A 21,852-nucleotide genomic window follows, 5' to 3' on the forward strand; every position below is an offset into this window, starting at 1 on the left:
GAACGGGTCGCTGGCGGTCGCTTTGGCAGGAATATGGGGCATTAACGTTACGTCACTCGTGCAACTCAAGCCCTGCTCAAGCATGGCTCGAGCCGTATCGCGCAGGTCCGGGGGCCGCTCGGTTTTTTTCTTGCAGCGGCCATTTCGTAACACGCTGTTCAACGTGTCCGAAGGGGGAACGTCATGAAGTTACGCGTCAAAGCCTTGCTTGCCCATCTTGCCTGTCTGGCGGCTGTCGTCGCTGCGTCGCCTGCACTCGCACAGGATCCCGCCACCTGCCGCGCGGTGCATTTTGCCGACATCGGCTGGACAGACATCACGTCGACCACGGCGCTCGCCTCGACCGTATTCGAGGGACTCGGCTATCAGCCTGTGACGACCGTCGCGTCGGTGCCGATTTCGTTCGCGGGCCTGAAGAGCAAACAGCTCGACGTATCGCTCGGCTACTGGTGGCCGGTGCAGGAGAAAGCGATCACGCCGTTCATCGATTCGAAATCGATTCAGGTGCTGCAACCGCCTAACCTGACCGGCGCTAAAGCGACCTTCGCCGTGCCGAGCTACGAATACGACGCCGGCCTGAAGACCTTCGCCGACATCGCCAAACACCGCGATCAGCTCGACGGCAAGATTTATGGCATCGAACCCGGCAGCAGCGCGAACGCGGCGATTCAGAAAATGATCGCCAGCAATCAGTTCGGCCTCGGCGATTTCAAGCTGATCGAATCGAGTGAAGCGGGCATGCTGGTTTCGGTGGATCGCGCCATTCGCTCGAAGAAATGGGTGGTGTTTCTCGGCTGGGAACCGCATCCGATGAATATCCAGATCGATATGAAATACCTCACCGGCAGCGACGGCGTATTCGGTCCGAACGATGGCGAAGCACGCGTTTATACGCTGACGTCCCCCGACTTTCTGACGCGTTGCCCGAACGCCGGCAAGCTCGTGAGCAATCTGCGCTTTTCGACGCAACTGGAGAACGTGGTGATGCAATCGGTGATGAACAAGGAGAAGCCTGCCGATGCCGCCAAAGCGTATCTGAAGAAGAACCCGCAAGTACTGGATGCGTGGCTCTCAGGCGTGAAGACGTATGACGGTAAAGACGGTTTGCCGGCGGTGAAAGCCTATCTCGGGCTTTGAGGGGGCCGGCTCTAACCCAGTCCGATTTGCATCCATCCAGTCACGCATTTCAATCCACAGGAACTAGCACGCATGAATCATGAAGTCATCGTGACCTGCGCGGTCACCGGCGCGGGCGATACGGTCGGCAAGCATCCGGCCATCCCCGTCACGCCGAAGCAGATTGCAGAAGCCGCTATCGAAGCCGCAAAAGCCGGCGCCACCGTCGCGCATTGCCACGTGCGCGATCCGAAAACCGGCCGCGGCAGCCGCGATCCGCAGTTGTATCGCGAAGTTGTCGACCGGATCCGTTCGTCAGGCACCGACGTGATCATCAATCTGACAGCGGGCATGGGCGGCGATCTCGAGATCGGTCCCGGCGAAGATCCGATGCGCTTCGGCGCGGGAACCGACCTCGTCGGCGGCTTGACGCGCCTTGCGCACGTCGAGGAACTGCTGCCGGAAATCTGCACACTCGATTGCGGCACGCTCAATTTCGGCGACGGCGACTACATCTACGTGTCGACGCCCGCGCAACTGCGGGCCGGCGCGCAGCGTATTCAGGAACTCGGCGTGAAGCCGGAGCTGGAGATCTTCGATACCGGGCATCTGTGGTTCGCAAAACAATTGCTCAAGGAAGGTTTGCTCGACGCGCCGCCGCTGTTCCAGATCTGCCTCGGCATTCCATGGGGCGCGCCCGCCGATACCACGACGATGAAAGCGATGGCGGACAGCCTTCCGCCTGGCGCGCAATGGGCCGGCTTCGGCATCGGCCGCATGCAGATGCCGATGGTCGCGCAGGCGATGCTCCTCGGCGGCCACGTACGTGTCGGCCTCGAAGACAACATCTGGCTCGACAAAGGTGTGCATGCAACAAACGGCACGCTGGTGCAACGCGCGGTCGAGATCATCGAACGGCTCGGCGGGCGCGCGCTGACACCCGCGGAAGGCCGCCGCAAACTCGGCTTGCCCGCGCGTGGCGAGCGGCAGTTGGAGCGGCGCGTGGCCGGGCAGTACGCGTGAAGATGTCGCGTACCCATTGCGCTTCATATAGCGCGCTGCGGAACCTGAAAACTCATAGGCAAAGGAAACATTAGCAATGGCAGTGATCGTCGATATCAAAACATTTGCGGCAATCGGCGCGGGCGTGATCGGCAGCGGCTGGGTCGCGCGCGCGCTCGCCCACGGACTCGACGTCGTCGCGTGGGATCCCGCTCCCGGCGCGGAGAAACAATTGCGCGAGAACATCGCGAATGCTTGGCCAGCCTTGGAGCGCGTCGGCCTCGCCGAGGGCGCAACGCCCGACAGGCTGCGTTTCGTCGATACGATTGAAGCCTGTGTCGAACAGGCGGATTTCATTCAGGAAAGCGCGCCCGAACGCGAAGAATTGAAGCTCGCCTTGCACGAGCAGATCAGCCATGCGGCGAAGCCTGATGCAATCATTGCCTCATCCACTTCCGGCTTGCTGCCGAGCGATTTCTACGCACGGGCGGTGAATCCGCAGCGTTGCATCGTCGGGCACCCGTTCAATCCGGTGTATCTGCTGCCGCTCGTCGAAGTGCTCGGCGGTGAACGTACCGCACCGGCGACCATCGACGCCGCGATGCAGGTTTATCGTTCGCTGTCGATGCGCCCGCTTCTCGTACGCAAGGAAGTGCCCGGCTTTATCGCCGACCGCTTGCTCGAAGCGCTGTGGCGCGAGGCGCTGCATCTGGTCAACGAAGGCGTGGCGACCACGGGCGAAATCGACGATGCGATCCGCTTCGGCGCGGGCATCCGCTGGTCTTTCATGGGCACGTTCCTGACCTACACCCTGGCAGGCGGCGATGCGGGTATGCGCCACTTCATGCAGCAGTTTGGACCCGCGTTGGAGCTGCCGTGGACTAAACTGGTAGCGCCGCAGCTCACTGACGAATTGATCGACCGGGTGGTGGACGGAACATCCGAACAGGTTGGGCAGCGCTCGATCAAGCAGCTTGAGCGCTATCGGGACGATTGCATTACGAGTGTGCTGGCGGCGATTGGAGAAGCCAAGGCGCGGCACGGCATGCTTCCTGCGGAGTGATACTGTGTGCCGGAAGACGCTCCGCCCAGCATCCACCGGGATGCGTCTGCGGCACAAGATCGCTGTGGCCAGCAAGGCTCATAGGGATAAAGGAAACGATTGCATATGCCTACGCCGCACCATGCTTCACTGCCCTGCTATCGCGACGTCGTGCGCGCCGAGTGGGTCGACTACAACGGCCATTTGCGCGACGCGTTCTACATGCTGATTTTCAGCTTCGCGACTGATGCCTTGATCGATGTGATCGGGCTACCTGATTCGGTGCGCAAGGAACGTGGCCGCTCGATCTATACGCTCGAAGCGCATATCAACTACCTGCATGAAATCAAGGAGGGTGTGCAGGTTCGCGTCGATATGCGCGTGCTTGGGCATGATGCGAAGCGGCTGCATCTGTACCTCGAAATGTTCGCTGATGAGGGCATTGAACCGGTGGCCGCAGGCGAACAGATGCTGCTGCATGTGGATACCGGCGGACCACGCGCTGTTGCCTTCGACCCGGATGTCGAGGCGCGCGTGCGGGCGTTGGCAGAAGCGCATACTGGGTTGCCGACGGCCAGGTTTGCAGGCCGCGTGATCGGCTTGCCTGTCAAGGCGCCGCGTATGAGTAGCGAGGGGAATGAGCATGCTTGAGCCCGAGATCGCTGCGTTCATCGAACGGACCGCCGCCATCTATGCGGGGCATTCGACTTCATTGCCGCCGAGCGAACAGCGCGCGATTTACGATCGCTATGCGGCGGCACTCACGCCGCCTTTGCCAGCCGATGTGATAACCGAAGACGCTGTGTTTCAGGCGAGCGCGGGGCATCTGATCAGGTTGCGGCTTTATCGAAATCGTAGAAAGGCGAGCGGGACACCCGTCGGCACCGTGTTGTACTTTCACGGTGGCGGCTTCGTGCTCGGCTCGCTAGATAGTCACGAGATCGTAACCGCACGAATTGCCACGGATACCGGACTCGATGTAATTGCGGTCGACTACCGGCTGGCTCCCGAACACCGCGCTCCGGCAGCGCATGAGGATTGCCTGGAGATTACGCTCGCCGCACTGGCCGGCCAGTTGCCGTTCGAGTCGCTCTCAGGTGGCGCACTGCAGTTAGCGGGTGACAGTGCCGGCGCCACGCTTGCTGCCAGCGTCGCGATGCGGTTGCGCGATGACGGTCTACAAGGCGTGCGCGGACTTGCGCTGATCTATCCAATGCTCGGCACCGAGCCGCAAATGCCCGCGCGCGAAAGCGAAGCGCACGCGCCGATGCTCACGCTTGCCGATGTCCGTGCGTTTCGCGATCTGTATTGGGGCGAACGGCCACCCTATCCTGCGTGGACGATACCGCTCGATGCGGCACGCTTCGACCGACTCCCGCCGACACTTGCCGTAGGTGTTGAACACGATCCGTTGCGGGACGACGCGACGGTGTTTGTCGAACGCGTTAATACGGCCGGCGGCCAGGCCCGGTTGTGGATTGGAACCGGACTCGTACATGGGTGCTGGCGTGCGCTCGAATCGAGTCCCGGCGTAAAGGCAATGCATCACACTGTCTGCCAGTTTCTAAGCGAGCATTCAGGCATGCAGTGATGGCTCAAGCCATGCACGCGTCACGTCTGTGCCGCTCCGCCACTCCGCTTGAATGAACTGGCAAAGAACAGCACTTGGTATTGCACCGCATTCGCCCAATACTTCCACGTATGCCCGCCAGGCCGCTCCGCGTAATCATGCGGCACGCCCAACTCGACGAGCCGCGCATGCAGCATCCGGTTCGACTGAACAAGCGAATCGTTCACCCCGCAATCGATCGTCAGCGCAATATGCGCATTTCCCAGACTACGGGCGTTCTCGACAATCGCCTCGTTGTTCCAGAAGTCGGCGTGGCGAGTCGGATCACCAAATACCTGATCGATCCCGGGCTCATCCTCACACCCGCGCGGATCGACCGCTCCGCTAATACTTCCTGCCGCGCCGAATTCGTCCGGCCGATCTAGCGCGATATGCAGCGCCCCGAAGCCGCCCATGCTCAACCCCGTAATCGCGCGCGCCTGGCGCGTCGCAATCGTACGGAAATGCGTGTCGATATATCCGACGACTTCTGTACCTACATAGGTTGCGTAACGGCTGCGCGGATCGACAGGGCTGTCGATATACCAGCTCTCGTGACCGCCGTCCGGCATGACGAGGATCACGTGATAGCGGTCGGCCAGTTTGCCGATGTGCGAATTCGTGGTCCAGTCGGTGTAGTCGCCGCCCGAGCCGTGCAGCAAATAGACGACGGGAAAGCGATCGGCCGCTTTGCCGTGCGTGTATTGGTCAGGCAGCACCACAGTCGCCTCAAACGACCTATGCATGGCCGCGCTGGGAATGGTGACGACCCTGGACTGGAACGCCCAGACCGGGTTCGTAAAAAGCAGCGTCAGAATGAGCCAGAACACACGATTCATTTTCATGGTTTGTCGCTCTCCCCCTTTCTATGTGTCCAAAGAACACTGTCTGGCATCTAGCGGCAAAATTCTGTCAACGACTCTAACAACGGCGACTTACAACCAAATTTCAGCGAAGCATACGGTCTCGTCAGCTTGGCGCCATTCCAGCGGGAGCTGGAGTGGCCCAACCCGAACCTCTATTTAACAGTTACGCCCTGCGCACGAATGTGGGGAACGCAACGCATCTATTCAATGTGCGCTGAAAAGCCAACCTGATCCGTAGCAACATCAGGTCGCAATGTAAGCGCCGGGATGTCATATGCGCCGGCGTTCTGCCGGCGAAACGGTATCGGCGCAGTCTTCCAAAGGTCATCGAGACGTTGCCCGAGTTCGTCACGGACTTCTGAAAATCGTGCTTCGTCAATCCGGCTTGTCCGATGAATCACGAACGGTGGCAACACGTCGAAACCAGGGTAATACAGAATGCCGTGCTGGATGGGGAACAAGACATCGTCGATCGGCCCGTTGATACCGCGCGGGCTGTAATGTGACTCCCAGCCACCAGTTGTCACGACCAGCATTGCCCGCTTGCCCGCCATGTTGCCTTCCCCGTAACGGTCGCCCCAGCGCGCGTCGGAGTGCTCCCCGACTCCATACGCGAAGCCATATGCATAGACGCGTTCCACCCAGCCTTTCAGGATCGCAGGCATCGAGAACCACCACAGCGGAAACTGCAGAATCACTGCGTCCGCCCACCTCAGCTTCTCCTGTTCAAGTGCGATGTCCTGGCTTTGCCGTCCGTCTTTGAAAGCACGCTTCGAATCGAGAGAGGCATCGAAACGCGCGCCCGGTTGCCTGTCCAGGCTGTCGTTTGCATCGAGCGATGCTTTCCAGTTCATCGCATACAGATCGGATACCTGGACAACGTGGCCGGCGTCCTCGAGACGCTTGACCGAAAAGTCCTTAAGGGACCCGTTCAATGACCGGGGTTCCGGATGTGCATAGACGAGAAGAACATTCATGACCTGACCTCCTTTGCGAGAAAGCGCCACGATAGGTCTCTTGCCGGTATATTGGAAATGAATAACCAACATGTCAGGTATTGCCATGAATAATCTCAGAAGGCTGGATCTCAACCTGCTGGTGACACTCGATGTCCTGTTGTCGGAGCACAATGTGACCCGTGCAGCCGAACGCCTGAACTTCTCTCAGCCGTCGGTCAGCGTGCATCTTGCCAAGCTGCGGGATATCTTTGGCGACCCGCTGTTGCTGCCGGGTCCCCGAGGCATGCGCCCCACCGCGAGGGCCGAAGAATTGCGCGAACCTTTGCGCCAGGCGCTCGATGCGCTTGAGCACGCGGTGTCGCCGGCCAGCCCGTTTAATCCAACCGAAGCGAGTCATACGTGGCGCGTTGCCGCGACCGACTATGCCGAATCGACGATCCTGCTGCCCGTCCTGTCCAGCTTGCGCACGGCGGCGCCCGGCACCCGGCTCGCGATCGTGGAAGCTGTTCCGCCACGCATCGCGAAGCAGGCGGAACAGGGAGACATCGATCTGGCATTCCATACCAGCGAAGGCGCGCCGCCCGGATTGCGCGGGCGGCTACTTTTCAAGGAGCGGTATGTGCTGGCAGGCCGCGCGGACCATCCGCGCCTGAAGCGCCGGCCAACGCTTGCGCAGTTCTGCAAACTGGAGCACGTGATCGTGTCGCCGGATGGTGGCGGGTTTAGCGGCGTCACGGATGAGGCACTGGCTGCGGTGGGTCTCACGCGCAGGGTTGTGCTTTCGGTTCCGCACTTCCTGTTTGTGATGTCAGCCTTGGCGAGTACGGACCTCGTGGCGATGGTGCCGGCGCGATTGGTGCGCGGCAATGGCGCGCTCAGAGTCGTCGAGGCGCCGGTTGAAGTGCCGGGCTATGAAATGGCGATGCTCTGGCACGAGCGCTCTCATCGAGACCCGGCGCACCAATGGTTGCGGGAATGCATCGTGGACGCGGTGGCGACTTGAACGCCTGTGCATGTGCCGTGGCCTAGGTCGGTGCCAACGCAATGAGTGGTTGAAAAGGCCGTGCTGGTCGATGCGCTGCGCTACCGGGCGGGTCCATCGGCGCACGGACATCGATAGCATCGACCCGAAGCGGATCGTGCGCGCAATCCAATAAGTGCGATTACGCCTTCTCATTCCTGCCGCCAATTGCGTCCAGTTCAGCGCGCACCTCGTCGGTCAATCTCAAGTGTGCTGCCTGCATGTTCTCCCGCAGATGCCCGAGCGACGAAGTGCCCGGAATCAGCAGGATGTTGGGCGCGCGATGCAGGAGCCAGGCGAGCGCCACCTGCATCGGCGTCGCACCGATCGTTTGCGCGATCGTGGAAAGCGCTGACGACTGGATCGGTGTGAATCCGCCAAGCGGGAAGAACGGTACGTATGCGATGCCCTTCACCGCCAGTTCATCGACCAGCGCATCGTCTTCCCGGTGAACCAGGTTGTAGTGATTCTGTACGCAGACAATCTCCGCGATGCCCTGTGCCTCGGCAACCTGGGCCGCGGTTGCGTTGCTCAAGCCGATATGGCGAACCAGCCCTCGCTGTTGAAGTTCGGCAAGCGCCACGACCTGCTTTTCGATCGACCCTTCGGACGGGGCATGCACGTCGCCCATGATTCGCATATTGACGACGTCGAGTGCGTCGACACCGAGATTGCGAAGGTTGTCGTGGACGCCGCGCTCGATATCTTCCGGCTCGAGCGCCGGCAACCACGAGCCATCGCTGCCACGAACCGCGCCAACCTTCGTGACGATCATGAGGTCGTCCGGATACGGATGCAGTGCTTCGCGAATCAACTGGTTGGTGATGTGGGGCCCGTAGAAGTCGCTCGTATCGATGTGATTGACGCCCGACGCCACTGCTTCGCGCAGCACGGCGATCGCCGCGTCGCGATCTTTCGGCGGTCCGAATACGCCGGGTCCGGCCAGTTGCATGGCGCCATAGCCCATGCGTTGCACGGGGTGGCCAGCCAGCGGAAATGTGTCCACAGGGGTGAAGTTCGACATAGCGCGCTCCTTGAGGTGAGGGTTTGAGCAGCAGTATGACGAGGATTGCGTTGTTCGATAATCCGGCCTAAATTGCACGGGTTGTTAAACATTTTAAACAATGGCCATGGAATTCAACGATCTTGCCGCCTTCGTATCAGTCGCGCGCACTGGCGGCTTTCGCGACGCCGCGCGCATCAGCGGCGTCTCCGCCTCCAGTCTCAGTATTGCCGTGCGCCGTCTCGAATCGAAGCTGGGTATGCGCCTGCTCAACCGAACCACACGCAGCGTGGCCCCGACCGAAGCCGGATTGCGTCTGATCGAAAAGCTAACGCCGTTGTTCAGCGAAATGGAAGCCGCGCTGGACGTCCTGAACCGCTTCAGGGACAAGCCGAGCGGCACGCTCAAACTCAACGTGCCGTCGAGCGCCGCACGCATCGTGTTGCCGACCGTCATTCCCCAGTTCTTGAAGGCCTATCCCGACATACGCGTGGAGGTTGTGGTGGAGGACGGCTTCGTCGATGTGCTGTCGATCGGTTGCGATGCGGGCATTCGCTACGACGAGCGGCTCGAGCAGGACATGATCGCGATGCCAATCGGTCCGCGTGTGCAGCGCTTCGCTACCGCCGCGACGCCGGGCTATCTCGACACGCATGGCAGACCCGAGCATCCGCGCGACCTGCTGGCTCATGCGTGCTTGCGTGGCCAGTTTGCCGGCGGCGCTACGCCGACCTGGTATTTCGAGCGCGACGGCGAGGTAGTGCAGTTGAATCCGTCGGGACCGCTTCTCGTCAGGCCCGGCGCGGCAATCGACCTTGCAATCAGTACTGCTGTCGCAGGCGTAGGGGTGATTCACCTGTTCGAGGACATGCTGCGCCCGCATCTCGATAGCGGGGCATTGGAGCCGATTCTGGAGCCGTGGTGGCAGCGCTTTTCAGGGCCGTTTCTTTACTATCCGGGCCGCCGTCACTTGCCGGCACCATTGCGCGCATTTGTCGATTTCCTGAAGGCGGGTGCTTAGCGCGAGCGTTTTAACTGCGCCTTATATTGGCTCGACTGTTGCCAGACCACCGTGAAGACCACCCTACTCGTGAAACTCTCAGTGTCGACGGATACCTGCCAAGGTGCAGGCATCCGTCATAACAGATCACGTGACGCGAGGCCGATCAGAATGCGTGACGCATCCCCACCGTGACGGCCACTTGCGTATTCGACGACGAAGGCGAGAGCGTGTTGATCATGGCATGCGAGAGCACGGAATCAGCCGGTGCGCCGTGCACGTTCTGATAGACGCCTTCAAGATAGAAGTCGGTGCGCTTGCTGATCGAATAGTCGGCCTGAAGCATCCCCGTATTCCATCCCGGCGACGAGCCGTTATACGCACCATGGGTGTAGGTATAAGCGCCCGACAAAGTCAACGCAGGCGTGAGCGCGTACTTGACGTTCGCTTCGTAGTTGTCGAGGCGCAGCGAGCCACTCAGGGTTCCGGCAGAAGCGTCGTTCGCACCGAGGTAAGTGCCGGTTCCGAACGAGAAGACGCCCGACGCGTTGTCCATCTGCGTATGGCTCCACACCAGGCCAACGGTGGCGGGTCCGAACGTGTAGTTGCCACCCAGCGACCAGATACGCTGGCGTTGCGCAAGGAAGTTCGCGCTGGTGTCGCCCGTGGTAACGGCGCCGCCTGCGCTGCCTGCGTTGTTCAATTGCAGGTATCCCGCAGCAAGATTGACGGGCCCTTGCGTATAGGAAACACCGAAGCCGTATGAACGGTTGTTCGCGAAGCTGCCTGCCTTATTGCTGAAGGCATACATCGTTTCGAACGTGACGCCGCTGAACGTCGGGCTCGTGTACTTGACCGTGTTGTTGAAAACGACCGAATTGCCGGCAAGGTTATCGTTTTCGAACGGATGCGCAGCCATGTTGCCGCCCCACGTGTTGAACTCCGCCGTGAGCGGACCGACGAGGTCGTTCATCACATCAAACTGGCGGCCGAACGTCACCGTGCCGTATGGATCGCTTTGCAGACCGACCCACGCCTGAGAGCCGAAACCATCGCCGGAGAACGCCTGGGCGCCGTTATTCAAAAGGAATCCCTGCTCCAGCTTGAAGACCGCATGCAAGCCGCCACCGAGATCTTCCGAACCCTTGAGACCGAAGACCGTGTTTTGCGTCGAACTGGTCACTTCCTGCCAGTTGCTATGTCCGCCCTGATTGTTCGTGTAGATCAATCCTGCGTCAATGAGACCATAGAGCGTCACGCTGCTTTGCGCATGCGCTGAAATAGCAAAGGCGCCGGAAAGCGCGACCACGAGTAGAGACTTTTTCATACCTGTTGGCTCCGTGATTTAGCGGTGATGGACGTAATCAATTGTGTGCGCTCGACTCCCACTGGCTAGCGCGTTGGCCGCCAACAAGATCTACGGACGCATAGGCAACGGATAGGCAACGTATTCGCAGGCCGGCGCCGTGCGAATTGCGAAAACATCCGATATTGTTTGTTGATTATTGCGTGTGGCGCATTGAATAACGTGTCGATAGCGCGTGCTGACTACAGCATGGTTTTCAATTGAATTACACAGGCGCATCTTGCGAGGCGCTGCCGAAAACGAACAGTGCAATCATATGACGGCGAAAATAAATTCCGCGTCAAAAATAAAAAATTGCGTGGTGCGAAAAGAACACGCAAATGGCACGTTCAGAAGACGTGCAGCATCAAGCGAAAAAGGTGCGCATGCTTATCGCCACGCTTGAGTAAACTCCCCCACCACGCGCGCGAGATGCGCCTGCATCGCATCGCGCGCCGCCGCCGGATCGCGGCCCATGATGGCAGCAAAGATACGCTGATGATCTTCCTGTGAGGCCGCACGCATCGCCGGCGTATGAAAGTGTTCCTCGATCTTGGTCCACAGCGGATCGCTTCGCGCACAGTCCCACATCGCGGTGACCATATGCAACAGCACCGCATTGCCGGTCGCTTCGGCAATGCGCATGTGAAACTGACGATCAGCCGCGTCGTTAGCCTGCTTGTCGTTCGCCGGCGCCAATGTGTGGACCCTGGTTGGCGAAGTGGCGCCGACACCCGCTCATGTGGCATCGCTCGGCGGCATCCAGAACTTTGCAGGGAATCTCGCCGGCATTTTCATCACCACATTTACCGGGGTCATGCTGGCGATCACAAAGGGTTCGTTTGTGATTCCGCTGATGGTTGCGGGCTCGCTATGCGTGGTCGGTGCCCTGTCGTATCTGTTCGTTGTCGGTAAGGTCGAACCGTTACCTTCACTCCCACGCGCCCGAACGGCAAAGATTGCCGGACACGAAGCCGCTTGAACAACAACATCGGGACCGCCGGGTTGAACCTCGTGTTCATCTGGCCCGGGTTACGCAAGAGCGTGTTCCACAATCAGCAATTGCGGCCATAATGGGGCAGAAACTTTTGTTAGAAACTTCACCCCGATGTAGCCAATATGACCGAAACACGCGTTAGCCCGCTGCGCAAATTTGCCGATTTCGTTCGCGAGCAGCGGACGCGCCTGACCGCGCAATGGATGAAAACCGTTTTCGGCGATGTCGACCTCGTCGAAGCGGACAAGCTCACCTATCAACAGCTCGCCGATCACTTGCCGGACCTTCTCGAAGGACTATGCCTTGCGCTCGACGTCGAAGATCTCGAACGCGTCGAGCCGGCGATCGAACGCGATGCGAGAAAACACGGCCTGGTCCGCTGGCGTCAGGGCTACCGGATCGAGGAACTCGTGCGCGAACTCGATCTGTTCCATCAGGTGCTCGCTGACGCGCTGGAAGAATTCGCCGACCAGGACAGCACGTTCACGCGCCGCCATGAAGGACGGGCGCGGCGCCTGATCGCGGAAACACTCAGCATGGTGACGCTCACGTCGATCAAGGAGGTGGTCAGCGAACGGGACCGCAAGATCGATGAGTACACCGGCAGGCTCGAGCGCGCCAATCACGAACTGACGCTCAAGCAGCGGCTGGTCGGCGATCTTTACGAGTCGCGCATGCAGATCACCCGCAGCGTGGTCCACGATCTGCGCAATTTCCTGAACGCGTTTTCGATTGCGCTGCAACTGATCGAACGGGCGCCTTCAAAGGCCGATATGGCGCTGACGCTGGCCAACCGGCAAGCCTCGGATATGAAGCAACTCGTCGACCAGATGGTCGAGTACTCCGTTGTGCTCGGCGACGGCACACCGAACACATTCGAGCCGGTTGAGCTGCATGCGCTTTACGATGAGCTCGTCGCCTCCTCGCGCCCGGCCATCGAGGCCAAAGGACTGAAATTGCGCACAGCGTTCGATCCGGCGCTATCCGTCGTCACGTCCAGTCGTCTCAAGCTTAAGCAGATTGCCGTCAATCTGCTCTCCAACGCGACGAAGTACACGAAGTCCGGCGAGATCGAACTTGCCTTCGCCATGGCCGATGCGGAGCACTGGTCGATTCGCGTGTCGGATACCGGCGTGGGCATCGCACCTTCGGACGCGAACCGCGTTTTCGACGAATTCGAGCGCGCTGCAGGCGACGACATTCCTGGCACGGGCCTCGGCCTCGCGATCGTCAAGGAGCTCTGCCGCGTGCTGAACGGTCGGATCGATTTTGCGTCACACGAAGGCGTTGGGACGACGTTCGAAATCCGGTTCCCGCTCGTGCTGGCCGAAGCCGAATAACCGCCTGCCGGCCGCCGATGCCAGAACCGGATGATCAGTACATTTTAATTATTACGATTAACAAACAAACACATTTAACCTCGTAATAAATAATCGATTAACTCACACGGGCGCGACGCCCAGACTGGCCGGCTCTTACGCGACTTCAAGCACAATTTCCCGAAGTTGCAATTACGGAAATCCGGTACATCCTTGACAAACGCCAGTGGCGTCACCTATTTTTCATCTGCCGCCAATATACGAATTTCCGATTGCGGAAATATGCCCCGAAAAGAACCGGAATACCCAAATCGGATATTTAGTTATTCTACGCATACTGCATAGAGATCTGAATCTATGCGCTTTGAAGTAAGTTGGTCTCACCGCTGCAAGCCGACGATGCATCACTGATATTTCGAACTCCGATCTATTTTCATCGGCGCTAGCGGCCTTTGTGAAACGGTATCTGAACCCACCACCAAGGATAGAGATGAAACGAGACGAGCGTCTTTCCGGCAAAAGCCAATATCGCCACAGCAGGCTGCCGGGTCTGGGAACGGGCCTGGGAACATTAACGGTCGCGATCCTGCTTCTCGGCGGATGCGGCGGAGGGGACGGCGGTTCGTCCTCCGGCACGGCTGTGAGCATGCAGCAGACCGCAGCGAATCAGCAACTCAGCGCGCAGGCCGCCGCGCAGTCGCAAGCGCCAACGGCCAATCAAACCTATATCGACCCGGTCGCCTATTCGGGGAATGCCACAGATGGCCTCGCACCGGCTCAAGCCTCCGAAAAAGCTGCAGTCATGCATTACCAGTGGACCCAGGGCAGAACACCGATCAACTACACCACCACGACCGGCCATTTGACCGCCACCGACTCGAGCGGCAATCTCGAAGCCACGATGTCCTATGTCGCGTACACCGTGCCGAGTACGAACGGCTCGCCGCGACCTGTCACGTTCGTCTACAACGGCGGCCCGGGGTCCTCTTCCATCTGGTTGCGGCTCGGGTCGTTCGCGCCGACGCGAGTCGCCACGCCCGACCCGGTGTTCGGGAACTGGCCGAATTATCCGCTCGTCGACAATAAGGAGAGCCTGATCGACACCACGGACATGGTCTTCATCGACCCGCCTGGAACAGGTCTTTCCGAGGCGATTCTGCCGAATACGAACCAGAAGTACTGGACGACCGACGCGGACGTCAACATCATGCGCGACTTTATCCAGCGCTATCTGACGGTCAACAGCCGCAGCAGTTCGCCGATTTATCTGTACGGCGAGTCGTACGGCACGCCGCGCACCGACATGCTCGCATTGGCGCTCGAATCGGCAGGCGTGCATCTGACCGGCATCGTCCTTCAGTCTGCAATCCTGAACTATTTCGCGGATGCGATCGAGGCCGTCGCCATCACGAACTCGACGAGCGCGCTGGCATTGGATACGGATACGCTGGCCGGCTATTTCCCCGCCTACGCGGAAGTCGCGGCTTACTACAACCAGGTGTCGCCGGCGCCGCTTAATCAGGACCTTTACGCATACCAGGCAAGCCTGTTCGTCACGAACGAATACAACAAGTTCAGGCGGTATTCGCAGTCGTGGGTGCTCAGTCAGCTCGGTATACCGGACGCCCTGGGTACGCCGGTGTTTCCCAATGCGAAAACGCTTCAGTCGTGGACCTTGCCATCCAGCTTGACCGTGCAGGCGCTACAAGGCTACTTCGGCGCCAACCCGTTCTCGACGAGCCTCATACCTGGCACGACGATCGGCCGGTACGACGGACGCGTGTCATTGCCGAACTCGGATCCGCGTCTGCAAAACGACGGGGACCCGTCCGACATCCTGATCTCCCAGCCGTTCACCACGGCTCTGGCAACGCAGATGCCTGACTACCTGGGATACACGGCGCCGAACGCGACCTATTTGCCGCTGAACGACAACATCATCCAGGTATGGGATTTCTCGCATGATGGCCAACCCCTGCCCGACACGATCCCGGATCTGCTGGGCGCGCTGACGCTCAACCCGCAATTGAAGGTACTCGCGGAAAACGGCTTTCATGATCTCGCCACCCCGTTCTTCAATACCGAGAAGCAACTGGCACGGCTGCAGACGGTACCCGGTCTGAATCCGGACTTGCAGGTCAACTTCTTCCAGGGCGGACATATGACCTATCTGGATGACGTCGCCCGTCCGCTGATGAAACGGGATCTGGTGCGGTTCTACCGCGGCACGCCGCTTCCGGATGCGCTCGCCCTCTGGACGCTGCCGCCGCCGTGGCGCGACGAGAGCCCCGCCAGTCAGCCGACCGCTACTGCCACGGCGCAAGCCACGGCACCCTGACTGAACTGACGCGATGTGCCTCGTTCGCGACACTCTATTCACTCAATCAATGCGAGTCATCATGTCCCTTTTCGATATGTTGCGGCGTGTCTCCCCGTTGATCGTCCTCGGCTGCTTTATTGGCAGCGCGCATGCGTTACCGCCGCAAGCGGTAGCGCCGGCGACGCCGCCAAACGGGGCCAGAGGAGTCGACGGTCCGTTCTTTCCTCAAAACCGTGCTGCTCCCGTCACGCCGACGACCGGCACGGCACTCCAGCAGGAAGCTCAGCAGCGGCTTGAAGCGCGACTGGGGGCGAACACGGCTCTCAGCAATGGCGCCGCGGTCACGAAAACGGAGGCTCAGACCGCGGGGCTCGGCTACGTCGCCAAGCACTTCGATCAGATCGACACGAGCCACAAAGGAAGTGTGACCATGAGCGACGTCAGACAGTATCTGCAGCAACAGGGCCGGTAGCGGCCGGCCATGGGTCAAAGGTGTGCCTTCTCTGGAGGACCGCATTTGACAAGCGCGAATGGCCGCTCCGGCCATTCGCGCGTTTCGTTTACCTCGCCGCGACGTTCCCGCCAGTCGGCAAACAGTCGCCCATTGCGCCGCCGCGGTCGCTCAGTCCACGCATCACAACTTCGGATGACTTGCCGTCACGTCTCGCCAATTCGGCGAGGTCGAGCAACGCTGCGTATTTCGCCGAACAGTCCTGTTCAGGTTCAATCGCTCGGTGCACAGCAGGTGTTTCGGTGCTTGCGACGCCCTCACCGACTGCAATCGCCATCCCTATTGCGACGATCATCGTTGCCAACACACCTACCTTGCATAGCGTCCGTGTGCGTACCGCGTTGAAACGTGGCCGCAGCGTCTGAGCACTTCCCTTCTCGCTCTTCCACTGCGGACCGGTCCGGCCGGCCTCCTCGCCGGTTCTCGCTCGCATGTTTTCACTCATGACCAGTGCGCCGGCACCCACACATGCCCCACCCAGTGCCCCGGCACCCACACGACAGGGCGCGGCGCAGGAGCCACATAGACAACACGCGGCGCGACATACACAGCAGGCGGCGGGGGCGGCGGAACGTAGACAACCGGAGGCGGCGGCACATACACAACCGGCGGCGGAACAACGACTGGAGGCGGTACGACAACAACCGGCTTCGGTGCAACCACCACCGTCGTGCTGCCCGTCGTGACGACTCCGGTAGTCGTGACCGTTCCGCTTGTCGTCACGGTGTTGCCATGCGTGCCCGTCGTGCTCGTCGACGTTGTAACGACGCCCGGTGCTACACGCGTTGCCGTGCCGGAATGATTGACGGTTCCGCCATCAGACCCGGTCACCGTGCCGGAACGTGAGCACGACGCGCCCGCGCAATTAGCCGATGCCGAGTGGTTGACCGTGTTGCCGTTCGAGCCCGTGACCGACCCGGATGACGAATACTGGCCGGGCGCGGTTTTGGTTACATCGCCTGAGGTCGTAGCTGTTTTACCGTCCGGTCCGGTGAGGGTGCCGGTGTGCGAACACGTGCCGCCCGCGCAGTTGGTGTCGCCGGCGTGCTGGACCTGGTTGCCGTAGCGTCCGGTCGCGGTGCCCGAATTCGAGAACTGGCCCGGCGCGTTGCGGGTCACCGTGCCGGTGTTGGTCGCCACGCCGCCGTAGGGGCCGGCCACGCCGCCAGCATGCGAACAGCTACCGCCGCCACACGAGCCGTAACGCGCGCCGTTATAGGTGCCACGCGACGTGTAGGCGGTGCCGTGCTGCGACCAGGCGAAAGCGGAAGCGCTGCTGAGCGCGAGCACGGTAACGGTTGCGGTGAGCGCGAGCTTGCGCAGCGCGCCACGTACGGATGCGGCGGGCGTCACGGAGGCAGGGGAAGCGGCGGTGGCTGCGACGACGAACGAACAGTTTTTCACGGTATGTCCTTCTTGATTTCGGGCCACTTCTGCTCACTGCGGCGTGGCGACAAACGGACTATAGAAGGACGCCTGGATTTAATCAGCAGCGAAGATATGTCACCCTGTTTCACCATGACAGAGGCCCGCTGGGCAAGGCTTTGCGGGCGATTCGGAGGCGCCGTGACATAAGCTGACATAAAGTGTTTCAGGGCAGGCTCCGCCCGTGTCGCGCATGGGGCGCAAGCGCGTCAGCAGGCCAGCTTCGACACCGCCACGACACTTTTCCGAAATTCGCATGTCGTAGGGTTCGATGAACGCAACGGCGAAAGCCGCTTGCGTGTCCCCCGCTTACTCTTCCTCAAGAGGTGCTCATGTCGGCAAAACGCGAGTCGAAATCCCAGGCCAAGGCAAAAGAAAGCACGGCGAAAGCAGAAGGCAAACCAAAGTCGCGCGGCAAGGCAGCGGCACCCGGCAAAAAGGCTACTGCGCTCGCCAGCGGCTCGAACCAGCCCGTGGGGACCGTCGGCGCGACGGCACTCCGTTCCCGGATGCTGGACAAGCCCGTGTTCGCACAGCCCCAACCGACCGCGGACCCGACGGTGTTTCGTGTGCCTCATCCATCAGACGATGCGGCCTACAAGGAAATCGACAAGCTCAATGCGGAGCACAAACTGTTTCCGTTGCCGTTTCCTGCGCCGAGAGGCGGCGTCGAACCCCAACTCACGCTGGCCGAGGTCATGGGCGGCAACGCAACCGCCATCGACAGGATCACAGCCGCCGGACAACTGGTGTTTCACGCGCTGGGAGATTGCGGCAATACGAAAGGTCCGGCCACCCAGAACGAAGTGGCCGACAAATTGACCGCCGATTTCAACGAAGCCAACGCCAGCGAGGTGCCACAATTTGCCTTGCTGCTCGGCGACGTCGTCTATAGCTTTGGCGAGAGCCCGTACTATTACGATCAGTTTTACGAACCGTATCGAGACTATCCGGCGCCGATCCTCGCCTGCGCCGGCAATCATGACGGGATGGTTTCGCCGGAAGCGCATGCCGCGAGTCTCACTGCATTCCTGCGAAATTTTTGTGCGGAGACGTTCGCCGTTACGCCAGAAGCCGGCGGCTTGTCGCGCACCGCGCAAATCCAGCCCGGCGTCTTCTTCACGCTCGAGGCGCCGTTCGTGCGCGTGCTGGTGATTTACAGCAACACGCTCGAAGATCCCGGTGTGATTTCAGACCCGAAGATCGGGAGTACTCAGCTCGACTTTCTCGACGCCGCGCTCAAGCGCGTCAAAACCGAGCAGTTCACCGGCGCACTGCTGATCGCGGATCATCATCCGCCGTACAGCGCAGGCGGACACGGATCGAGCGTCGATATGCTGGCGCAGATCGACAAGGTGTGCGAAGCCAACGGTGTGTGGCCACATGCGTTTCTGTCCGGCCATGCACACAATTATCAGCGCTTCACGCGTACGCGAAAGGCGGACGGCACGCAGATTCCCTACCTCGTGTGCGGTAACGGCGGACACGGTTTAGTCAAGCTCGCCGCACAAGGTGCGCCCGCCATCCGCGCGCCGCAAATCATGCAGGCGGCGTCGGCCACCACCGATCAGGTCGTGCTGGAAAACTATGACGACACCAACTACGGCTATCTGCGCGTGGTTGTCACCGCGACGCAGTTGCGTATCGAGTATCACTCGGCGTCCGACGGCCTCAACACGAAAGCGCCGAACGACTGCGTAACGATCAACCTCGCCGAACGCAAAGTGGCTCATTTCGTTGCATCAGACTTGGGGCATCCGATGGCGGCAAGGGCCGTGCGAGCTTTGATGCGTCGCTAGCGGCGAAGAACGCGGGACGTGTTTCAGGGACCGCGCTCACGGTCACAACACGTATTGCGCCGCGAGGCGGGATAAAAAGCATCAGGACTACGTTTTTTCGCAAACGCGCGTTTTCACCAAATCACCTGTTTTTACCGGGGCAAAACCATGTAATCTCTCGGTTTTCTTTCTGCATCAAAACCGATGAGTCGAGCGTTGGCGAGCGAACAACTTCAACAAACGGCGGCGCACACGCGTCGCCAGCCCATCGTTCTTCGTTTGCGCTGCACCGTGGTGCTGCTGGCGTGTGGGATCGCCACCTTCGCACGCCCCGCTCTCACAGCCGAATCCGCGTGCAGCGCGGAAGCCGGGCCCGCCGGCCGCCCCTCCGTCGGTCTCGTGCTGTCGGGCGGCGGTGCGCGCGGCTATGCACACCTCGGCGTACTGAAGGTGCTCGAGGAAAACCGCATCCCGGTCGATTGCATCGCCGCCACCAGCATGGGCTCCGTGGTCGGCGGCCTGTACGCGAGCGGTATGACGGCGCAGGACATGCAAAACCGCCTCGCGGGCATCAATCTCGCGGACATCGCGTTCGACGTCACCGAGCGTGCCGATCTGCCTCAATCGCGTCGTGAAGACGAGCGGCTGTATGTGAACAGCCTTTCGCTCGGCTACGGCGCCAATGGTTTCCGCTTGCCGGTCGGACTCGTCCAGGGCAATCGTTTGCAAGCGCTGCTGCAGGACTGGACGTCCACCGTGCCAGGCAACGTTTCGTTCGACCGGCTGCCGATCCCCTATCGCGCGATCGCAACCGATCTGCGCACCGGCCAGAAGGTGGTGCTCGATCGCGGTTCGCTGCCGCAGGCGATTCGCGCCAGCATGGCATTGCCCGGCCTGTTCGCGCCAGCCGATATCGACGGACGCACGCTGGTGGACGGCGGCATCGTCAGCAATCTGCCTATCGAAACGGCGCGCGACATGGGCGCGAAAGTCGTGATCGCGGTCGATATCGGCTCGCCGCTGCGGCCACTGGATGCGCTGGCTTCGCCCGCCGACGTGATGCAGCAAATGATCGGCATTCTGATTCACCAGAACGTTGCGCGCCAACGTGAACAGTTGCAGACCGGTGACGTCCTGATCGAACCGGCGCTCGGCTCGCTGAGTTTCACCGATTTCGCCAATGCGAGCCAGGCCATCGCCGCCGGCGCCGCTGCCACGCGCGCGGCCATGCCGCAGCTTCAGCATCTGGCGCTTTCGCCCGCCGACTACGCCGCGTGGCGCGCCCGGCACGGTGCGCCCGCAATGCATCCGGTGCGGATCACGCAGATCGAGATCGCCTCGCAGGGCTCCGTACCTGAGGCACGCATTCGCGCCGCGCTGCATGTCAAAACCGGCGATGTCTACGATCCGGTCGCGCTCAATAAGGACCTGCTGGCGCTCACCACCGCGGGCGACTTCGACAGCGTGAGCCAGCAACTCGTTGACGACGGCGACGCGCACACGCTCATTGTCTCCGCACAGCAGAAGCTGTGGGGACCGAATTTCCTGCTGTTCGGGCTGGGTTTATCGAGCAGCTCGACGGATGAAGGCGGCTTCCGGCTGCATCTCGGTTATCGCCGGCCGTGGCTCACGTCGTCAGGGCTCGAAGGGCGAGTGGACGGGACCGTCGGCAGCGATCTGATCGACCTGCACGCCGAGCTGCGGCAGCCACTGTCGAGTTCTTTCGGCTATTACGTGGCGCCATATCTCGAGTTTCAGCGTCGCTATGCCAATCTCTACGACGATTCCGGCAACGTCAAGATCACCCAATACAGCTTGCAAACCGAGCGCGCAGGGATCGACTTCGGTGTACCACTCGCCCGTCTCGGCGACTTCCGTATCGGCGTGGCCTACGCACATGGTTTCGCGTCGCCGCAATACAACTTGCCGCTCGAGGATGCGTTTAACTCGCCGCTGCTGTTCCCCGATATCTATGGGCGTCAGCTTAGCGCGCGCGCACGCCTCGTGATCGATCAGCTCGACGATCCGCTGTTTGCCCGCAAAGGTTACTTCGGCGAACTACGCGTGGAACGTTCGTTGTTCGCGGGCAGCGACAGCTTCACCGAGGTATACGGAAAGAGCCTTGTCGCGGCAAGCTATGGACGACACAGCATCAACGCGAGCATCGAAGCCGGTAACGACTTCGGCGGCACCAATCTGACGAATCCGTTCGGCTTCACGCTGGGCGGTTTCCAGCATTTGTCGGCCTACGCTGCCGACCAACTGTCCGGCAACTCGATGGTGTACGGTCAGATCACCTATATGAATCAGCTTGCCACGTTCAATGCGTCGCCGATTCGCGGTCTGTTTGCGGGGCTGAGCCTTGAAGCCGGCAACGTCTGGAACCGCGATTCGCAGTTCGGCAGCGGGCCGCTGAAGCGCAGCGTGACGGTCTTCACCGCGATGACCAGCTCATTCGGACCGATCTATCTGGGCGTAGCGTTCGCACCGGGCGGCCGTCATAACTTTTACTTCCAGTTGGGACATACCTATTGAGGCT

At 60.7% G+C, this 21,852-nt stretch carries 18 protein-coding genes and 2 pseudogenes; 13 read left to right on the plus strand and 7 right to left on the minus strand.

Annotated features, from left to right (window positions below; translation table 11 throughout):
• The first annotated feature begins 183 nt into the window (after positions 1-183).
• The 5 genes from M0D64_RS04460 (at position 184) to M0D64_RS04480 (ending at position 4,751) form a co-directional block, all read left to right on the plus strand.
• Positions 184-1,137, plus strand: a complete 954-nt coding sequence (locus M0D64_RS04460; protein ID WP_266256788.1) for a choline ABC transporter substrate-binding protein — start codon at positions 184-186, stop codon at positions 1,135-1,137.
• A 72-nt stretch (positions 1,138-1,209) separates the two neighbouring features.
• Positions 1,210-2,139: a 3-keto-5-aminohexanoate cleavage protein gene (locus tag M0D64_RS04465; protein ID WP_266256789.1), complete on the plus strand. Its 930-nt coding sequence runs from the start codon at positions 1,210-1,212 to the stop codon at positions 2,137-2,139.
• Positions 2,140-2,215: 76 nt separating this feature from the next.
• Positions 2,216-3,181: an L-carnitine dehydrogenase gene (locus M0D64_RS04470; protein WP_266256790.1), complete on the plus strand. Its 966-nt coding sequence runs from the start codon at positions 2,216-2,218 to the stop codon at positions 3,179-3,181.
• Positions 3,182-3,286: 105 nt separating this feature from the next.
• A complete protein-coding gene (locus M0D64_RS04475; protein ID WP_266256791.1) occupies positions 3,287-3,811 on the plus strand; it encodes a thioesterase family protein in 525 nt (174 codons plus the stop codon).
• Positions 3,804-4,751 (plus strand): alpha/beta hydrolase, encoded by a 948-nt coding sequence (locus M0D64_RS04480; RefSeq protein ID WP_266256792.1) that lies wholly within the window; start codon positions 3,804-3,806, stop codon positions 4,749-4,751. The genes M0D64_RS04475 and M0D64_RS04480 overlap by 8 nt, the downstream gene beginning before the upstream one ends.
• A gap of 20 nt (positions 4,752-4,771) precedes the next feature.
• Here the strand turns inward: M0D64_RS04480 and M0D64_RS04485 are convergent, their stop codons facing one another.
• On the minus strand, positions 4,772-5,614 hold the full coding sequence (locus tag M0D64_RS04485; RefSeq protein ID WP_266256793.1) for an alpha/beta hydrolase family protein: 843 nt from the start codon (positions 5,612-5,614) through the stop codon (positions 4,772-4,774).
• A 221-nt stretch (positions 5,615-5,835) separates the two neighbouring features.
• Positions 5,836-6,612, minus strand: a complete 777-nt coding sequence (locus tag M0D64_RS04490; protein WP_154566037.1) for an NAD(P)H-dependent oxidoreductase — start codon at positions 6,610-6,612, stop codon at positions 5,836-5,838.
• Positions 6,613-6,697: 85 nt separating this feature from the next.
• Here M0D64_RS04490 and M0D64_RS04495 point away from each other — a divergent pair, with 85 nt between their 5' ends.
• Positions 6,698-7,597, plus strand: a complete 900-nt coding sequence (locus tag M0D64_RS04495; RefSeq protein ID WP_367619648.1) for a LysR family transcriptional regulator — start codon at positions 6,698-6,700, stop codon at positions 7,595-7,597.
• 160 nt (positions 7,598-7,757) lie between these two features.
• Here M0D64_RS04495 and M0D64_RS04500 read toward each other — a convergent pair whose 3' ends face one another.
• Positions 7,758-8,639, minus strand: a complete 882-nt coding sequence (locus tag M0D64_RS04500; protein WP_154566028.1) for an aldo/keto reductase family oxidoreductase — start codon at positions 8,637-8,639, stop codon at positions 7,758-7,760.
• Between the two features lie 106 nt (positions 8,640-8,745).
• On the opposite strand from M0D64_RS04500, the gene M0D64_RS04505 reads away from it, so the two are divergent.
• The gene (locus tag M0D64_RS04505) at positions 8,746-9,639 is read left to right on the plus strand and encodes a LysR family transcriptional regulator (protein ID WP_266256795.1); all 894 of its coding nucleotides are present in this window, start codon (positions 8,746-8,748) and stop codon (positions 9,637-9,639) included.
• A gap of 145 nt (positions 9,640-9,784) precedes the next feature.
• Here M0D64_RS04505 and M0D64_RS04510 read toward each other — a convergent pair whose 3' ends face one another.
• Both M0D64_RS04510 and M0D64_RS04515 read right to left on the minus strand, forming a co-directional pair.
• Positions 9,785-10,945 carry a porin gene (locus M0D64_RS04510; protein ID WP_266256796.1) on the minus strand — a complete coding sequence of 387 codons (1,161 nt, stop codon included), beginning with the start codon at positions 10,943-10,945 and terminating at the stop codon, positions 9,785-9,787.
• A gap of 408 nt (positions 10,946-11,353) precedes the next feature.
• A pseudogene (locus M0D64_RS04515) lies at positions 11,354-11,650 on the minus strand (FadR/GntR family transcriptional regulator); the annotation flags it as partial.
• Between M0D64_RS04515 and M0D64_RS04520 the strand changes: the two are divergent.
• The 4 genes and pseudogenes from M0D64_RS04520 to M0D64_RS04535 form a co-directional block, all read left to right on the plus strand.
• A pseudogene (locus tag M0D64_RS04520) lies at positions 11,643-11,945 on the plus strand (MFS transporter); the annotation flags it as partial. The pseudogenes M0D64_RS04515 and M0D64_RS04520 overlap by 8 nt on opposite strands.
• 137 nt (positions 11,946-12,082) lie before the next feature.
• On the plus strand, positions 12,083-13,300 hold the full coding sequence (locus M0D64_RS04525; protein ID WP_266256797.1) for a sensor histidine kinase: 1,218 nt from the start codon (positions 12,083-12,085) through the stop codon (positions 13,298-13,300).
• 469 nt (positions 13,301-13,769) lie between these two features.
• On the plus strand, positions 13,770-15,617 hold the full coding sequence (locus M0D64_RS04530) for a peptidase S10 (RefSeq protein WP_266256798.1): 1,848 nt from the start codon (positions 13,770-13,772) through the stop codon (positions 15,615-15,617).
• A gap of 61 nt (positions 15,618-15,678) precedes the next feature.
• Positions 15,679-16,071 carry a 2-oxoglutarate dehydrogenase gene (locus M0D64_RS04535; protein ID WP_266256799.1) on the plus strand — a complete coding sequence of 131 codons (393 nt, stop codon included), beginning with the start codon at positions 15,679-15,681 and terminating at the stop codon, positions 16,069-16,071.
• An 88-nt stretch (positions 16,072-16,159) separates the two neighbouring features.
• Here M0D64_RS04535 and M0D64_RS04540 read toward each other — a convergent pair whose 3' ends face one another.
• Positions 16,160-16,543 carry a hypothetical protein gene (locus M0D64_RS04540; protein WP_266256800.1) on the minus strand — a complete coding sequence of 128 codons (384 nt, stop codon included), beginning with the start codon at positions 16,541-16,543 and terminating at the stop codon, positions 16,160-16,162.
• A gap of 8 nt (positions 16,544-16,551) precedes the next feature.
• Entirely contained in the window at positions 16,552-17,514 is a 963-nt protein-coding gene (locus tag M0D64_RS04545; RefSeq protein WP_266256801.1) for a hypothetical protein, read from the minus strand.
• A 353-nt stretch (positions 17,515-17,867) separates the two neighbouring features.
• Here M0D64_RS04545 and M0D64_RS04550 point away from each other — a divergent pair, with 353 nt between their 5' ends.
• Both M0D64_RS04550 and M0D64_RS04555 read left to right on the plus strand, forming a co-directional pair.
• Positions 17,868-19,334 carry a metallophosphoesterase gene (locus tag M0D64_RS04550; protein ID WP_266256802.1) on the plus strand — a complete coding sequence of 489 codons (1,467 nt, stop codon included), beginning with the start codon at positions 17,868-17,870 and terminating at the stop codon, positions 19,332-19,334.
• Positions 19,335-19,517: 183 nt separating this feature from the next.
• Entirely contained in the window at positions 19,518-21,848 is a 2,331-nt protein-coding gene (locus M0D64_RS04555; RefSeq protein ID WP_266256803.1) for a patatin-like phospholipase family protein, read from the plus strand.
• Positions 21,849-21,852 lie beyond the last annotated feature (4 nt).

The sequence above is a fragment of the Paraburkholderia sp. WS6 genome (assembly GCF_030464835.1).
In the GTDB taxonomy this organism is placed as follows: Bacteria; Pseudomonadota; Gammaproteobacteria; order Burkholderiales; family Burkholderiaceae; genus Paraburkholderia; species Paraburkholderia madseniana.

What these genes read in the sequence shown, in the direction of transcription:
- M0D64_RS04460 (WP_266256788.1), top strand. Translation starts at nt 184, where the DNA reads ATGAAGTTACGCGTCAAAGCCTTGCTTGCCCATCTTGCCTGTCTGGCG.
- M0D64_RS04465 (WP_266256789.1), top strand. Translation starts at nt 1,210, where the DNA reads ATGAATCATGAAGTCATCGTGACCTGCGCGGTCACCGGCGCGGGCGAT.
- M0D64_RS04470 (WP_266256790.1), top strand. Translation starts at nt 2,216, where the DNA reads ATGGCAGTGATCGTCGATATCAAAACATTTGCGGCAATCGGCGCGGGC.
- M0D64_RS04475 (WP_266256791.1), top strand. Translation starts at nt 3,287, where the DNA reads ATGCCTACGCCGCACCATGCTTCACTGCCCTGCTATCGCGACGTCGTG.
- M0D64_RS04480 (WP_266256792.1), top strand. Translation starts at nt 3,804, where the DNA reads ATGCTTGAGCCCGAGATCGCTGCGTTCATCGAACGGACCGCCGCCATC.
- M0D64_RS04485 (WP_266256793.1), bottom strand. Translation starts at nt 5,614, where the DNA reads ATGAAAATGAATCGTGTGTTCTGGCTCATTCTGACGCTGCTTTTTACG.
- M0D64_RS04490 (WP_154566037.1), bottom strand. Translation starts at nt 6,612, where the DNA reads ATGAATGTTCTTCTCGTCTATGCACATCCGGAACCCCGGTCATTGAAC.
- M0D64_RS04495 (WP_367619648.1), top strand. Translation starts at nt 6,698, where the DNA reads ATGAATAATCTCAGAAGGCTGGATCTCAACCTGCTGGTGACACTCGAT.
- M0D64_RS04500 (WP_154566028.1), bottom strand. Translation starts at nt 8,639, where the DNA reads ATGTCGAACTTCACCCCTGTGGACACATTTCCGCTGGCTGGCCACCCC.
- M0D64_RS04505 (WP_266256795.1), top strand. Translation starts at nt 8,746, where the DNA reads ATGGAATTCAACGATCTTGCCGCCTTCGTATCAGTCGCGCGCACTGGC.
- M0D64_RS04510 (WP_266256796.1), bottom strand. Translation starts at nt 10,945, where the DNA reads ATGAAAAAGTCTCTACTCGTGGTCGCGCTTTCCGGCGCCTTTGCTATT.
- M0D64_RS04525 (WP_266256797.1), top strand. Translation starts at nt 12,083, where the DNA reads ATGACCGAAACACGCGTTAGCCCGCTGCGCAAATTTGCCGATTTCGTT.
- M0D64_RS04530 (WP_266256798.1), top strand. Translation starts at nt 13,770, where the DNA reads ATGAAACGAGACGAGCGTCTTTCCGGCAAAAGCCAATATCGCCACAGC.
- M0D64_RS04535 (WP_266256799.1), top strand. Translation starts at nt 15,679, where the DNA reads ATGTCCCTTTTCGATATGTTGCGGCGTGTCTCCCCGTTGATCGTCCTC.
- M0D64_RS04540 (WP_266256800.1), bottom strand. Translation starts at nt 16,543, where the DNA reads ATGCGAGCGAGAACCGGCGAGGAGGCCGGCCGGACCGGTCCGCAGTGG.
- M0D64_RS04550 (WP_266256802.1), top strand. Translation starts at nt 17,868, where the DNA reads ATGTCGGCAAAACGCGAGTCGAAATCCCAGGCCAAGGCAAAAGAAAGC.
- M0D64_RS04555 (WP_266256803.1), top strand. Translation starts at nt 19,518, where the DNA reads ATGAGTCGAGCGTTGGCGAGCGAACAACTTCAACAAACGGCGGCGCAC.